We start from the raw sequence: 13,965 nt of genomic DNA on the forward strand, positions 1-13,965 counted from the left end.
GGTTGGGTTGTTCACTGCTTTCACGTCTTCACGGGAGTGGGAATGTCCAATCTGAGCAATGCATTGCAGTTGCGGTCTGTCCACAGCCAGCTGCCAGTCACGGCTTACTTTGACGAAGCGCTTCTAACGCGCGAAATCGACACCCTTTTCAAGAAAGGTCCTCGTTACATCGGCCACGATCTCATGGTGCCCGAAGCGGGGAATTATTTTGCCTTGCCCAGCGAGAGCGAGGGGCGTGTGCTTGTCCGTAACCAGCAGTCGCAAGTCGAACTGCTGTCGAACGTGTGCCGCCACCGGCAAGCCATCATGCTCAACGGCCGCGGCCAGACGGAGAACATCGTCTGCCCGCTGCATCGCTGGACCTACGATCTGAACGGCCAGCTGCTCGGCGCGCCGCATTTCGCGGATAACCCTTGCCTGAATCTCGGCGCCACGCCGCTGCAGAACTGGCAAGGTCTGCTGTTCGAAGCGCAGGGGCGCAATGTCGCGCGCGATCTGGCGCGCCTTGGCACCAAGGAACACTTCGATTTTTCGGGCTTCATGTTCGATCACGTCGAAGTGCACGAGTGCAACTACAACTGGAAGACCTTCATCGAGGTCTATCTGGAGGACTATCACGTTGCGCCGTTCCATCCGGGCCTCGGCAGCTTCGTCAATTGCGACGACCTGACGTGGGAGTTCGGCGAGTGGTACAGCGTGCAGACGGTGGGCGTGCACAAAGATCTGGAGCAGCCGGGCAGTCCGACGTATCGCAAATGGCACGACGAAGTGCTGCGTTTTCGCGGCGGCAATCCGCCCGACTTCGGCGCGATCTGGATGGTGTACTACCCCGGCATCATGATCGAGTGGTATCCGCATGTGCTGGTGGTGTCGTGGCTGATTCCGCGCGGTCCGCAAAAAACCACGAACGTGGTCGAGTTTTATTATCCTGAGGAAATTGCGCTGTTCGAGCGTGACTTCGTCGAAGCCGAGCGCGCCGCCTATATGGAAACGGCCCGCGAAGACGACGAGATCGCCGAACGCATGGACGCCGGCCGCCGCGCGCTGATGGAACGCGGCGAATCGCAGGTCGGCCCGTATCAGAGCCCGATGGAAGACGGCATGCAGCACTTCCACGAGTTTTTGCGGCGCGAGCTCGGCCCGATCTGAGCGCGCTCGGTTCGCGCCTGATCCTTATCCGGTTGCGTTCGAACCGACGCTTGCGCCAGCCGCATCGACACATGGAAAGACGGGCTTCGGCCCGTCTTTTTTTGTTTAGACTTACAAGATAGCTCGGCCATTCACCCGCGCCGCCAAAGCGTCCGGCCCGAAGCCGCCATCGCCTGTATCGAGGAGACGTCATGCCCCACACTCACTACACCACTCTGATCTCCGCGACCAATCTCGCGGAACGGCTTGCCGCGGCGCCGGGCAGCGTGTTCGTCATCGATTGCCGGTTCGACCTGACCGATACGGAAGCGGGCGAGAAAGCCTATCTGGCTGGCCATCTGCCGGGCGCGCATTATCTGCATCTCGATCGCGATCTGTCCGGGCCGAAGAACGGTGCGAACGGCCGGCATCCGTTGCCGGATCGCGCACGGCTGGTCGAGACGCTGGAGTCGCGTGGGCTCAAGCAAGGGCAGCAGGTCGTCGCGTATGACGCGCAAGGCGGCATGTACGCCGCTCGCGTCTGGTGGTTGCTGCGATGGCTCGGCCACGACGCGGTGGCGCTGCTCGACGGCGGTCTGCCGGCTTGGGAAGCCGCCGGTCAGCCGTTGACGCAGGACGCCCCGGCACAGAACACCGGCGACTTCAAGGCCGGCGCGCCGCTCTCCGTGACGGTGGACGCGCAGACGGTCGAGCGCAATCTCGGCTCGAAGGAGCGGGTGGTGGTCGACGCACGCGCCGCGGATCGTTATCGCGGCGAAAACGAAACGCTGGACCGGGTCGGCGGCCACATCCCCGGCGCGCTGAACCGCTTCTTCAAGGACAACCTCACCACCGACAACCGCTTCAAATCGGCCCACACGTTGCGCGAGGAGTTCCACACGCTGCTGGGCGACACGTCGCCGGAGCACGTGGTACTGCAATGCGGCTCGGGCGTGACCGCCTGCGTGAACGCTTTGGCGATGGAGATCGCCGGCCTGCATGGCGCGGCGTTGTATGCGGGCTCGTGGAGCGAATGGAGTGCCGATCCTAAGCGGCCGGTTGCAACCGGCGAGAACCCCTGAGCAAGCGCCGTCGTCGGCAACAAGCAGAAGTACAAAGGCCGTTGCCGCCCACCGGCGGCAACGGCCTTTCTAATCGCACGAACCAAACGGCCCGGCGACAGCGTCAAGCCACCCCATGCTGCTTGAACCACAGCAGCGCGCGACGCCAGCCATCTTCGGCATCGGCCTTCTTGTAGCTCGGCCGGTAGTCGGCGAAAAACGCGTGGCCCGCATCGTCATACACGACGAACTGCGAGCCGCGGCCCGCTTCGGGGCCCTGCGCGATGGCCTGCTTCATCTGTTCCAGCGTGTCTTGCGGAATACTCTGGTCCTGCAAGCCGTAAAGCCCCAACACCGGCGCATGCAGCTGGGCGACCTGATCGAGCGGATTGGCCGGAGTGGTCGCGGTTTTGGCGCCCGTCACGCGGCCATACCAGGCCACTCCCGCCTTGAGCCGCGGATTGTGCTCGGCATACAGCCACGCAATTCGCCCACCCCAGCAAAAGCCGTTCACGCCGACCCGGTTCAGATCGCCGCCATGCTCGCCGGCCCACGCGACGGTCGCGTCGAGGTCGCCCATCACCTGTTCGTCCGGCACCTTGCTGACCAGTTGCTCGTTGAGCTGCTGCATGCTCGGAAATACGGTCGGGTCGCCCTGCCGTTGATACAGATCGGGCGCGATCGCCAGATAACCCTGCTTGGCGAAGCGGCGGCATACGTCGGCGATATGCTCGTGCACGCCGAAAATCTCATGCACGACGATGATCACCGGCAAGTGCGTCTTGCCTTTGGGTTGCGCGCGATACGCCGGCACCAGCGTGCCGTTCGAGCGCACGGCCACTTCGCCGGCTTCGAGCCCGTCGCTATCGGTATGGATGGTTTGTGCCGAGACCGGCAGCACCGCCGCCGCGAAACCGGTGCCGAGCGCGGCTTTGATGAACGTGCGTCGATTGAAGGGAACGTGGGGGACCAGACTATCGATTTCGGGTTTCAGCATGCGCGCTCCTCGGTTGATTGTTAGAGGCAACAGGATACGCCTTGCGCGCATCCTGTTGCAGGTTCAACCGCTGCTCGCGACGTCAGTGCAGCTTGACGCGCGGCAGCGTGGAGCGGCGCAGCCAGTGCGCGAACGTATCGAGCACCATCCGCGCGTAGCCGTGCAGCGCCGCGATATGCAGCCGGTACAGCGACATGTACATGAAGCGCGCGAACAGCCCCTCGATCAGCATGTTGCCGCCGATCACCCCGCCCATCAGATTGCCGACCGCGCTGAAGTGCCCGAGCGACACCAGCGAGCCGAAGTCGCGATAAGTGAATTCCGGCAGCGGCTTGCTGTCGAGCCGCGCCGCCAGCGCCTTCAGCAGAAAGCTCGCCTGCTGATGCGCGGCCTGCGCGCGCGGCGGCACGTTGCGCTCGTTGCCCGGCCACGGACATGCCGCGCAGTCGCCGAGCGCGAAGATGTTGTCGTCGATTTCGGTTTGCAGCGTACGGCGCACGTTGAGCTGGCCCAGCCGGTTCACCGTCAGGCCGTCGAGCTGGCCGAGGATCGCCGGCGCCCTGATGCCCGCCGCCCACACCGTCAGGTCCGCGCGCACGGTATGCCCGCTCGCCGTGCGGATAATGCCGGGCGCGACTTCCGCCACCGTCTCGCCGATCAGCAGCTTCACGCCGAGCTTGGTGAGCAGCTCGGCGGTGGCCGTCGAAACGCGCTCCTGCAAGGCCGGCAAAATGCGCGGGCCGGCCTCGATCAACACGATGCCGACGTCATGCCGCGGATCGAGCTTATGCAGCCCATACGCGGACAGCACCTGCGCGGTGTTGCGCAATTCCGCCGACAGTTCGACCCCCGTCGCGCCGCCGCCGACGATCGCCACCTGAATGCGCGGCTCGCTGGTCGGCGACGTGCCCGGCCCCGGCCTCGATTCGACCGGCTCATGCACCTGATGCTCGGCGCGCATGCAGGCGGCGATCAGGCGTTTGCGGAAGCGCTCGGCCTGGCCGACCGTGTCGAGCGCGAGGGAGAATTCCGCCGCGCCCTTCACGCCGAAGAACGCGGTCGTGCTGCCGATCGCGACGACCAGCGTGTCGTATTCGAGCTCGCGTGCGGGCAGCAGTTCAGCGCCGTCGTCGTCGACCACGGTGCCTAGCGTGATGCGTTTATTGGCGCGGTCGAGACCGGTCAGTTCGCCCTGCTGAAACTCGAAGTCGTGCCAGCGCGCTTGCGCCGCGTATTCGAGTTCCTGCGTGAACGGGTCCATGCTGCCCGCCGCCACTTCGTGCAGCAGCGGCTTCCAGATATGCGTGGGGTAACGGTCGACGAGCGTGACCTGCGCGCGCGCGCCACCTTTCTTCTGCGCGCCATAGCGATCGCCCAGACGCGTCGCCAGTTCCAACCCTCCCGCGCCCCCGCCAACGACGATAAATCGATGCATTGCACTCTCCGTGTTTGCCGATGAATTATGCGTCGCGACGGCGCGTAGCCACGCACCGTCTTTCAGCGATTGTCCGCGAGCAGCACGGGTTGTCACAAGCCATCAATTTGCATGTGTGACATGCGCACGACGATATCGCGCGCCGCCACCCATGCATCAATGCGCTTCTTCCCAGTTCAGACCGGCGCCCACTTCGGCGACCAGCGGGACTTTCAGCTCGGCGACACCGCACATCAACTCGGGCAGTCGCTTGCGCACGTCCGACAATTCCGCGTCCGGCACTTCGAGAATCAGTTCATCGTGCACCTGCATGATCATGCGCGTGCCGATCTTCGAGTCTTCGATCCACTGCTGCACCGCGATCATCGACAGCTTGATCAGGTCGGCGGCCGTGCCTTGCATCGGCGCGTTGATCGCGGCGCGCTCGGCGCCCTGACGACGCGGACCATTGCCGCCGTTGATCTCGGGCAACCACAGGCGGCGGCCGAACACCGTTTCGACGTAACCCTTCGCCTTCGCGCTCAGACGCGTCTCTTCCATGTAGCGAGCCACGCCCGGATAACGCGCGAAATAACGGTCGATATACATCTTGGCGGCGTCCCGCGTGATGCCGAGGTTCGAGGCAAGGCCGAACGAACTCATCCCGTAGATCAGGCCGAAGTTGATGACCTTGGCCACGCGCCGCTGATCGCTCGACACTTCGAGCGGCGTCACGCTGAAAATTTCCGCCGCGGTGGCGCGGTGAATGTCCTCGCCCTGCGAGAATGCGCGCAGCAACGATTCGTCGCCGGAAATGTGCGCCATGATGCGCAACTCGATCTGCGAGTAATCCGCTGACACGAGCTTGTGCCCCGGCGGCGCGATGAACGCCTCGCGAATGCGACGGCCCTCGCCGGTACGCACGGGGATGTTCTGCAGGTTCGGATCGTTCGACGCGAGACGGCCCGTGACCGCGACAGCCTGCGCGTAGTTCGTGTGCACGCGGCCCGTTTGCGCGTTGACCATGCGCGGCAGCTTGTCGGTGTAGGTGGACTTCAGCTTCGACAAGCCACGGTGTTCGAGCAGGATCTTCGGCAGCGGATAGTCTTCGGCGAGTTTCTGCAGCACTTCTTCGTCGGTGGACGGCGCGCCGCTCGGGGTCTTCTTGACCACCGGCAGCTCCAGCTTTTCGAAGAAGATCTGGCCGATCTGCTTGGGCGAACCCAGATTGAATTCGCCGCCGGCCAGCACGTACGCCTCGCCTTCCAACTGGATCAGACGCGTGGCGATTTCACTGCTTTGCTGGCGCAGCTTTTCTGCGTCGATCAGCACGCCGGTGCGCTCCATCTTGCGCAATACGCGCGACGTCGGCACTTCGATCGTGCGGTAGACGTGATCGAGCGTTTTCTCCACGGCCACCTGAGGGTACATGGCCTGATGCAAACGCAGCGTGACGTCGGCGTCTTCGGCTGCGTATTCGGCAGCCTGCTCCAGCGCGACTTCGTCGAAGCCGATCTGCGATGCACCCTTGCCCGCGACCTCCTCGTACTTGATCGTCTTGATGCCCAGATGGCGCAGCGCGAGGTTGTCCATGTCGTGCGGACGATGCGATTCGAGCACGTACGATTCGAGCAGCGTGTCGTGTTCGATGCCGCGCATTTCGATGCCGTAGTTCGCCAGCACCTGCTCGTCGTATTTCAGATGCTGACCGACCTTCTTGTGATCGGCGCTCTCGAGCCACGGCTTGAGCTTCGCGAGGACTTCATCGCGCGGCAATTGCACGGGTGCGTCCGGGCCGCGATGCGCGACCGGCACATACGCGGCGCGGCCGGCTTCCACCGAGAACGACAGGCCCACGATCTGCGCGAGCATCGGATCGAGCGCGGTGGTCTCGGTATCGAACGAGGTCAGCTCGGCCGCGTTGATCTTGTCGAGCCACGCATCGAACTGCTCCCAAGTCTGCACCGTGTCGTAGTGCCGCTCGTGATCCACCGACAGCGCCGGCGGCACATCCGTTTCCGGGCCTTCCACCGCGTCCGCGATTTCCACTTCGCGCAGCCACGTCTTGAAACCGTGGCGCGTGAACACGTCGCGCAATTCCTCGCGCGATTCGGGCCGGCTTTGCAGGCTATCTTCAATTGACACGATATGGTCGGTCAGATCGCAATGCCGCTCGACGGTGACGAGTTTCTTCGCCATCGGCAGAAAATCGAGCGCACGTCGCAGATTGTCTCCTACCGCACCTTTGATCTCGTCCGCATGTGCGACGATGCCATCCAGCGAGTCGAATTGCGTGAGCCATTTGAGCGCGGTTTTCGGCCCGCATTTCTCGACGCCCGGCACGTTGTCGACGGTATCGCCGATCAGCGACAGGTAGTCGATGATGCGCTCCGGCGGCACGCCGAACTTGGCGATCACGCCGGCGCGGTCGAGCTTTTCGTTGGTCATCGTATTGATGAGGGTGACATGATCCGACACAAGCTGCGCCAGATCCTTGTCCCCAGTCGACACGATCACGTTCATGCCGCGCTGCTCCGCCGCGGTGCTGAGCGTGCCGATCACGTCGTCGGCCTCGACGCCTTCGATCATCAGCAGCGGCCAGCCGAGCGCGCGCACGGCCACATGAATCGGCTCGATCTGGCGCGACAGGTCGTCCGGCATCGACGGGCGGTTCGCCTTATAGTCGGGATACCAGTCGTCACGAAATGTTTTGCCCTTGGCGTCGAACACGCACGCGCTATACTCTGCTGTGACTTCCTTGCGCATGCGCCGCAGCATGTTGATCATCCCGTAGAGCGCACCCGTCGGACCACCTTCGGGCCCGCGCAGATCAGGCATCGCATGGTAGGCCCGGTACAGATAACTCGAACCGTCGACCAATAGCAGGGTCTTACCTTCAAGGCTTCGTTCTTCAGGCATTATGACTAAGAGAAAAGTGATTCCGAGTCTGCGATCGCTCGCAGATCAAGAGCGCGCAACGGCCAAGAAGGCCCGCGCATCGTGGCAGATGTTCACGATTATGGCAGAGTTTATCGAGGCGACCGAGTACCTCTCGGAGATTCGCCCGGCTGTCAGCATCTATGGTTCTGCGCGCCTGAAACCGAACTCGCCGTACTACAAGCTCGCCACGCAAATCGCGCGCAAGCTGTCGGACGCGGGCTTCGCGGTGATCTCCGGCGGCGGCCCCGGCATCATGGAAGCGGCCAACAAAGGCGCCCATGCGGGCAAGGCGCCGTCGGTCGGTCTGAACATCGAACTGCCGCACGAGCAATCGGGCAACCAGTGGCAGGACATCTCGCTGCGCTTCCGTCATTTCTTCACGCGCAAGGTCACGTTCGTGAAGAATTCGGACGCGGTCATCGTCATGCCGGGCGGCTTCGGCACGCTGGATGAATTAGCCGAAGTGCTCACGCTGATTCAAACCAAGAAGTCGCGCCACGTGCCGATCATTCTGGTGGGCGCCGAGTTCTGGGAAGGTCTGCTCGCGTGGTTCAAGAGCTCGCTCATTCCGATGGGCCTCATCAATCCAAACGACATCGATCTGATGCAGGTGATCGACGATCCGGATCAGGTCCTCGAAGCGGTGCTGAAGTTCTACGAAGACCGTGAAGGAGCCGAGCCGCAGCCGACCAAGTCGGATGAAGACCGGATGTTCTATCTGTGAGGTGATGCAGCGTATCCGTTTCGCACGCTGACGCGAAGCGCGTACGGCCGCAAGGCAATGCACACGGCACGCTGGTTCTTGCGGGCAGCTTTCGGGCTGCCCGTTTTCGTTTCGCTTGCTGTTTCCACTTCGTTCGCCGCTCCGTTCGTTTGAGCGGTCATATAGCCTCGCGTGTGCGGCACACCCCACGCAAAAATGGTTTTGCTCGCCGCCGGTTCGGCGCTAATCTCCTGAGCTTGATCTGCAAGCCGGTTAGCGACATGAACCACAATCTCTCCTCCTCCGAACCCCAACCTCAACCCGCACTCGCGCCCACGCCGACGCTGCGCGAAATCTTCGGCGGCTTTCTCGGCCTGGGTCTGATCTCGTTCGGCGGCGCGTTGCCGCTCGCGCGCCGCGCGTTGGTCGAACAGCGCCGCTGGCTCAGTGCCGACGAATTCACCGATCTGCTCGGCCTGTGCCAATTTCTGCCGGGCGGCAACGTGATCAATCTTTCGGTGGCGATGGGCATGCGCTTTCGCGGCGTGCCCGGCGCGCTCGCCGGGCTGCTCGGCTTGATCGCGGGACCCTCGCTGGTGGTGATCGGCCTCGGGGTGCTGTACGAACATACGCAGACCGACCCGCACGTGCGTCATCTGTTCGCCGGACTCGCCGCTGCCGCAGCCGGTCTGCTGATCTCGATGGCCGTCAAAATCGTGCTGCCGTTACGCCGCAAACCGCTCGCCGCGTTGATCGCCGCAATCGGTTTCGTCGCCATTGCGATTCTGCGACTGCCGCTTCTGCCGACCATGCTCGTGCTGACGCCCCTCAGCATCTACATCGCATCGAGGAGCGCACGATGAACGACACGCTCATTTCGCTCGCGGTGATTTTCAGCCAGCTTTCGCTGCTCGCGTTCGGCGGCGGCAATACGATTCTTCCGGAGATGCAGCGGCAGGTGGTGGACGTGCATCACTGGATGCCGGCCAGCGAATTCAGCGCGCTGTTCGCGCTCGCGCAAGCCGCACCGGGCCCGAACCTGATGATCGTCACGCTGATCGGTTGGCATGTGGCCGGCTGGGCGGGCATGCTGGTGACGTCGGTGGCGAAGTTCGGGCCGTCGTCGCTGGTGACGATCCTCGCGCTGCATGCGTGGGACCGCTTCAAGGACCGTCCGTGGCGGCGCTACGCGCAGCTCGGACTGGTGCCGGTAACAGCGGGCATCGTCGCGGCGAGCGCGGCCTTGATCGCGGAGGCGTCGAACCCGACCGCGATCGCATGGGCCATCACCGCATTCACCGCGGTCATGGCGCTGAAGACGCGGATACATCCGCTATGGCTGCTGGCCGCGGGTAGTTTGATCGGGCTGACGGGGTTCGGGCAGTTCTAACTGCCGGGAGACACACTTGAATGCCGCGAGGGACGTGGCTGAAAACACGCACGCCTATAGCGCCGGCACGAACGCGCGGCACTTCCGCTCGTCCATGCCAGCCTTCAGAACCGCGCTTACTGAAACGCCACTTCCGCGAAGCTGCGCAACTTGCGGCTATGCAAACGATGCAGGCCGTTCGTGCGCAAGATCTCCATCGCCATCACGCCGATCTGCAGATGCTGATCGACTTGCGCGCGATAGAACTGATCCGCCATGCCGGGCAGCTTCAGCTCGCCGTGCAAAGGCTTGTCCGATACGCACAGCAAGGTGCCGTAAGGCACCCGGAAACGGAAGCCGTTCGCGGCGATGGTCGCGCTCTCCATGTCGAGCGCGATCGCGCGGCTTTGCGACAGCCGCTGCACCGGTTCGCGATGGTCGCGCAACTCCCAGTTACGATTGTCCACGCTCGCCACCGTGCCCGTGCGCATCACCCGCTTCAACTCGACGCCGTCCAGTTGCGTGACCTGCGCGACCGCGCGTTCCAGCGCGACCTGCACTTCGGCGAGCGCCGGAATCGGCACCCACAGCGGCAGGTCGGCGTCGAGCACGTGATCCTCACGCACATAGCCGTGCGCGAGCACGTAGTCGCCGAGGCGCTGCGTGTTGCGCAGACCCGCGCAGTGGCCGAGCATGATCCACGCATGCGGACGCAGCACGGCAATGTGATCGGTGATGGTCTTCGCGTTCGACGGCCCGACGCCAATGTTGATCATCGTGATGCCGCTGCCGTCCGCGCGCTTCAGGTGATACGCGGGCATCTGCGGCAGACGCGGCGGCGCGGTGCCTTCCTGCGACTGCTCGCCGAGATTCTCGTTGTACGTGACCACGTCGCCGGGCTCGACGAACGACGTGTATTCGCTGCGATAAGCGCGCAGCTCCTCGTCGTCGGTGTGAGCCATCATCGTGCGGCCGAGCTTGACGAACTCGTCGATATAGAACTGGTAATTGGTGTACAGCACATAGTTCTGGCAATGCGTGGGCGACGTAGCCGTGTAGTGCTTCAGCCGATGCAGCGAGAAATCGACCCGCGCCGCCGTGAACAGCGCGAGCGGATGCGGCTCGCCAGGCAGCGGCTCATACGTGCCGTTGACGATACGGTCGTCGAGTAGCGCGAGGTCCGGCGTATCGAACACGTCACGCATCAGGAACAGGCGCTCGCGATCCAGATCGCCTTCGAGGTGAATGCCCTCGGCGAACGCGAAGTGAATCGGAATCGGCTGGTCCGACACGCCGACTTCGATCTGCACATGGTGGTTCTTCGCCAGCAAACGCAACTGCTCGCGATAGTAGTCGCCGAACAGGTCGGGCCGCGTCACGGTCGTTTCGAACACGCCCGGACCCGCGACGAAACCATACGAGCGGCGCGAGTCGATGTGCGTGTTGACTTCGGTGCACACGCGCACGAACGGATAGCAGGCGCGCACGCGGCGCTCGAACTTTTCGTTGCGGCGATAGCGCGCGAACGCGTCGCGCAGGAACGAGGTGTTCGCTTCGTAGATCGCAGAGAGACGGGTGACGGCCTCGGTCGCGTCGTCGAAGGATTCGGTTGGGAAGCTGTTGACGGGAGTCTGCACCGCACGTTGATTGGTATCGTTGTTCATCTTCATTCGCCCCTATTGATGAGCCGACATTACCACGGAACACCGCTTCGCCAAATCACCTGGCGTTGGCTGCAACACATGCCACCACGCTGTCTGCAAGATTGCGCGCGCATCGCGCGAAAGCGGCGCAAAATAAGGCGATCGCGCCGATCGACAGGCTGGATTTGCTAGAATCGGGGCACCATATTGGAGAATCACCATGAAGCCGCTCCTTCCCGTCGCCGTTGCACTGGCCCTCGCCTTTGGCAACGCCGCGATGGCTGCCCAGCCTGTCGATGACACTCCGCCCGTCGGCGCGCCTCAGTCCGCCAACGAACGGGCCGGTCTACCCGACCTGGAGAAGATCAATCGTCCGGCCGCCGAGGTCAGCTCGAAGGTCGAAATCAACGTTCCGCGCACGCCGAGCTTCCACGAGCGCAGCGCCAACGGCACGGAAATCACCGAATACCGCGACAAGGGCAAGCCGGTCGAAATCAACGTGCATTCGAACCTCGGCACGCGCTATCAGATGAGCGCGCCGCTCGACACGTCGCCCGCCGTGCGCGACAACGGCCGCGCCAGCACGCGTCTGCCGTCGGTGAATCTGCGTTATTAATGGGCCGGGCGGCGGCCCGGCGCTGCGGTGGCCGCGCGCTTCGCGACGCGGCGCGAGCAGCTTCGGCTTCGTCGCCGCGCTTCATCCTCGCGATAGGGCGCTGGCGTGCCGCGTTCGCTACACGGGGCCGATGATGGCCCACGCTGCTCACCCTTTCAGCACCGCAATTGCCACACATCGCACTGGCCGCACCGCGCCAGCCCGACCAACCTGATCCGACGTTTCCCGCATGGCTGTCTTCACCGCTGTCAACGAACCCCAACTAGCAGAATGGATGCGTCACTACGATCTCGGCGATGTCGTCGAGTTTCGCGGCATCTCGTCCGGTATTGAAAACAGTAATTTCTTTCTGACGACGACGCGCGGCGAATACGTCCTGACGATTTTCGAAAAGCTGACGGCCGAACAACTGCCCTTCTACCTCGACCTCATGCGCCACCTGGCCGCGCACCGCGTGCCCGTACCGGACCCGATGCCTCGCGAGGACGGCGCGCTGTTCGGCCTGCTGCTCGGCAAGCCCGCGGCCATCGTCACCAAGCTCGAAGGCGCGCCGGAACTGGCGCCGGGCGTCGAGCACTGCATCGAAGTCGGGCAGATGCTCGCGCGCATGCACCTCGCGGGGCGCGACTACACCGGCTATCAGCCGAATCTGCGCAGCCTGCCGTGGTGGCGCGAAACCGTGCCGACCATCCTGCCGTTTCTGGAAGGCGAGCAACGCGAGCTGCTGTCGTCCGAACTCGCGCATCAGGAGGCGTTCTTCGCGTCGGCCGATTATGCCGCGCTGCCCGAAGGCCCCTGCCACGCCGATCTGTTCCGCGATAATGCGATGTTCGCGCATGCAGCGCCGGACACCGGCCATGAAGTGCGCCTCGGCGGCTTCTTCGATTTCTATTTCGCCGGTTGCGACAAGTGGCTGTTCGACGTCGCGGTGACGGTCAACGACTGGTGCGTCGACCTCGCCACCGGCAAGCTGGACGACGCGCGCACCGAAGCGATGCTGCGCGCCTACCAGACCGTGCGTCCATTCACCGCCGAGGAAAATCGTCATTGGGGCGACATGTTACGGGCGGGTGCGTACCGCTTCTGGGTCTCGCGCCTGTATGATTTTCACCTGCCGCGCGCGGCCGAGTTGCTCAAGCCGCACGACCCCGGCCATTTCGAGCGCATTCTGCGCGAACGCCTGTCCGGCGTTGCACATCCAGGCATCCATACTCCATGCAACTGATCGAAGTCCCCGCGAAAACCGGCTATGTGTGGTTCCGGCAGGGTATCTGGCTGTTCCGCAAGAACCCGCTCGCATTCCTGACGCTGTTCTTCACCTACCTGCTGGTGATGACGCTCGTCTCGCAGATTCCGGTGGTCGGCGGCGTGCTGCCGCTCGCGTTCATTCCGGGCGTCGCGGTCGGCTTCATGGCCGCGTGCCGCAATACGATCGCCGGCAAGCCGGTGTTCCCGACCATTCTGGTGGACGGCTTTCATTCGTATGGCCCGGTGGTCGCGAGGCGCCTGCTGGTGCTCGGCGTGCTGTATGTCGTCGCGATGGGCCTCGTGCTGGCGGGCTCCGCACTCGCCGACGGCGGCATGTTGCTGAAAGTGATGCTCGGCGGCGGCGCGCTCGATCAGGACGCCATCGCCAACAGCAATATTCCGCTCGCGGTGATCACAGCCTTCGCGTTCTACATTCCGGTGGCGATGATCTTCTGGTTCTCGCCGATTCTCGTCGCCTGGCATGACGTGCCGCCCGCGAAGGCGATGTTCTTCAGCATTGTCAGTTGCTGGCGCAATCGCGGCGCGTTCGTCGTGTTCGGCGCGCTGTGGTTCGCCGTCGCGATGACGGTGTCGCTCGGACTGTCCGCGCTGATGCAGGCGCTGGGCGCAGCCGACTTCGCGTTCGCGATCCTGATGCCCGCCACGATGATCGTCACGACCATGCTGTACTGCTCGTTCTACGCGACTTATCGCGGCTGCTTCGGCGTGCAAACGCCCGAAGCGCCGGACCTGCCGACCACGCCGGCAGCTTAAGACGCCGGCTTCTATTGCCTTCGGGCGCGGGCGCTATTCCGGCGCCCACCCACCTGCCGCTGTCACGCGGCG

At 63.7% G+C, this 13,965-nt stretch carries 12 protein-coding genes; 8 read left to right on the forward strand and 4 right to left on the reverse strand.

Annotated features, from left to right (window positions below; genetic code table 11):
• The first annotated feature begins 42 nt into the window (after positions 1–42).
• Both BGI01S_RS25265 and BGI01S_RS25270 read left to right on the forward strand, forming a co-directional pair.
• Positions 43–1,149 (forward strand): aromatic ring-hydroxylating oxygenase subunit alpha, encoded by a 1,107-nt coding sequence (locus tag BGI01S_RS25265; protein WP_042328924.1) that lies wholly within the window; start codon positions 43–45, stop codon positions 1,147–1,149.
• A gap of 191 nt (positions 1,150–1,340) precedes the next feature.
• Entirely contained in the window at positions 1,341–2,210 is an 870-nt protein-coding gene (locus BGI01S_RS25270) for a sulfurtransferase (RefSeq protein WP_042328925.1), read from the forward strand.
• Positions 2,211–2,313: 103 nt separating this feature from the next.
• Here BGI01S_RS25270 and BGI01S_RS25275 read toward each other — a convergent pair whose 3' ends face one another.
• From BGI01S_RS25275 to polA, 3 genes are all read right to left on the reverse strand, one after another.
• Positions 2,314–3,186, reverse strand: coding sequence for a dienelactone hydrolase family protein (locus tag BGI01S_RS25275; protein WP_042328926.1), 873 nt, complete (start codon positions 3,184–3,186; stop codon positions 2,314–2,316).
• Between the two features lie 82 nt (positions 3,187–3,268).
• The gene (locus BGI01S_RS25280; protein WP_042328927.1) at positions 3,269–4,621 is read right to left on the reverse strand and encodes an NAD(P)/FAD-dependent oxidoreductase; all 1,353 of its coding nucleotides are present in this window, start codon (positions 4,619–4,621) and stop codon (positions 3,269–3,271) included.
• A gap of 156 nt (positions 4,622–4,777) precedes the next feature.
• Complete coding sequence (gene polA, locus BGI01S_RS25285; protein ID WP_042328928.1) at positions 4,778–7,519, reverse strand: DNA polymerase I; 2,742 nt, start codon at positions 7,517–7,519, stop codon at positions 4,778–4,780.
• A 1-nt stretch (position 7,520) separates the two neighbouring features.
• Between polA and BGI01S_RS25290 the strand changes: the two genes are divergently transcribed.
• The 3 genes from BGI01S_RS25290 to BGI01S_RS25300 all read left to right on the forward strand — a co-directional run bounded on the left by BGI01S_RS25290 (position 7,521) and on the right by BGI01S_RS25300 (position 9,633).
• Positions 7,521–8,264 (forward strand): LOG family protein, encoded by a 744-nt coding sequence (locus BGI01S_RS25290; protein ID WP_042328930.1) that lies wholly within the window; start codon positions 7,521–7,523, stop codon positions 8,262–8,264.
• Between the two features lie 260 nt (positions 8,265–8,524).
• Positions 8,525–9,106, forward strand: coding sequence for a chromate transporter (locus BGI01S_RS25295; protein ID WP_042328933.1), 582 nt, complete (start codon positions 8,525–8,527; stop codon positions 9,104–9,106).
• Positions 9,103–9,633 carry a chromate transporter gene (locus BGI01S_RS25300; RefSeq protein WP_042328934.1) on the forward strand — a complete coding sequence of 177 codons (531 nt, stop codon included), beginning with the start codon at positions 9,103–9,105 and terminating at the stop codon, positions 9,631–9,633. The genes BGI01S_RS25295 and BGI01S_RS25300 overlap by 4 nt, the downstream gene beginning before the upstream one ends.
• 116 nt (positions 9,634–9,749) lie before the next feature.
• Here BGI01S_RS25300 and BGI01S_RS25305 read toward each other — a convergent pair whose 3' ends face one another.
• Complete coding sequence (locus tag BGI01S_RS25305) at positions 9,750–11,276, reverse strand: AMP nucleosidase (RefSeq protein ID WP_042328936.1); 1,527 nt, start codon at positions 11,274–11,276, stop codon at positions 9,750–9,752.
• A gap of 199 nt (positions 11,277–11,475) precedes the next feature.
• Between BGI01S_RS25305 and BGI01S_RS25310 the strand changes: the two genes are divergently transcribed.
• From BGI01S_RS25310 to BGI01S_RS25320, 3 genes are all read left to right on the forward strand, one after another.
• Complete coding sequence (locus tag BGI01S_RS25310; protein WP_042328938.1) at positions 11,476–11,871, forward strand: hypothetical protein; 396 nt, start codon at positions 11,476–11,478, stop codon at positions 11,869–11,871.
• A gap of 229 nt (positions 11,872–12,100) precedes the next feature.
• Entirely contained in the window at positions 12,101–13,096 is a 996-nt protein-coding gene (locus BGI01S_RS25315) for a homoserine kinase (RefSeq protein ID WP_042328939.1), read from the forward strand.
• Positions 13,087–13,893, forward strand: a complete 807-nt coding sequence (locus BGI01S_RS25320) for a BPSS1780 family membrane protein (protein ID WP_042328940.1) — start codon at positions 13,087–13,089, stop codon at positions 13,891–13,893. The genes BGI01S_RS25315 and BGI01S_RS25320 overlap by 10 nt, the downstream gene beginning before the upstream one ends.
• Positions 13,894–13,965: the final 72 nt, after the last annotated feature.

This window comes from Paraburkholderia ginsengisoli NBRC 100965, assembly GCF_000739735.1.
Classification (GTDB): Bacteria; Pseudomonadota; Gammaproteobacteria; order Burkholderiales; family Burkholderiaceae; genus Paraburkholderia; species Paraburkholderia ginsengisoli.

Coding starts and splice junctions, on each gene's coding strand:
- BGI01S_RS25275 (WP_042328926.1), bottom strand. CDS start 3,186: ATGCTGAAACCCGAAATCGATAGTCTGGTCCCCCACGTTCCCTTCAAT.
- BGI01S_RS25280 (WP_042328927.1), bottom strand. CDS start 4,621: ATGCATCGATTTATCGTCGTTGGCGGGGGCGCGGGAGGGTTGGAACTG.
- BGI01S_RS25300 (WP_042328934.1), top strand. CDS start 9,103: ATGAACGACACGCTCATTTCGCTCGCGGTGATTTTCAGCCAGCTTTCG.
- BGI01S_RS25305 (WP_042328936.1), bottom strand. CDS start 11,276: ATGAACAACGATACCAATCAACGTGCGGTGCAGACTCCCGTCAACAGC.
- BGI01S_RS25320 (WP_042328940.1), top strand. CDS start 13,087: ATGCAACTGATCGAAGTCCCCGCGAAAACCGGCTATGTGTGGTTCCGG.
- BGI01S_RS25290 (WP_042328930.1), top strand. CDS start 7,521: ATGACTAAGAGAAAAGTGATTCCGAGTCTGCGATCGCTCGCAGATCAA.
- BGI01S_RS25315 (WP_042328939.1), top strand. CDS start 12,101: ATGGCTGTCTTCACCGCTGTCAACGAACCCCAACTAGCAGAATGGATG.
- BGI01S_RS25295 (WP_042328933.1), top strand. CDS start 8,525: ATGAACCACAATCTCTCCTCCTCCGAACCCCAACCTCAACCCGCACTC.
- polA (WP_042328928.1), bottom strand. CDS start 7,519: ATGCCTGAAGAACGAAGCCTTGAAGGTAAGACCCTGCTATTGGTCGAC.
- BGI01S_RS25270 (WP_042328925.1), top strand. CDS start 1,341: ATGCCCCACACTCACTACACCACTCTGATCTCCGCGACCAATCTCGCG.
- BGI01S_RS25265 (WP_042328924.1), top strand. CDS start 43: ATGTCCAATCTGAGCAATGCATTGCAGTTGCGGTCTGTCCACAGCCAG.
- BGI01S_RS25310 (WP_042328938.1), top strand. CDS start 11,476: ATGAAGCCGCTCCTTCCCGTCGCCGTTGCACTGGCCCTCGCCTTTGGC.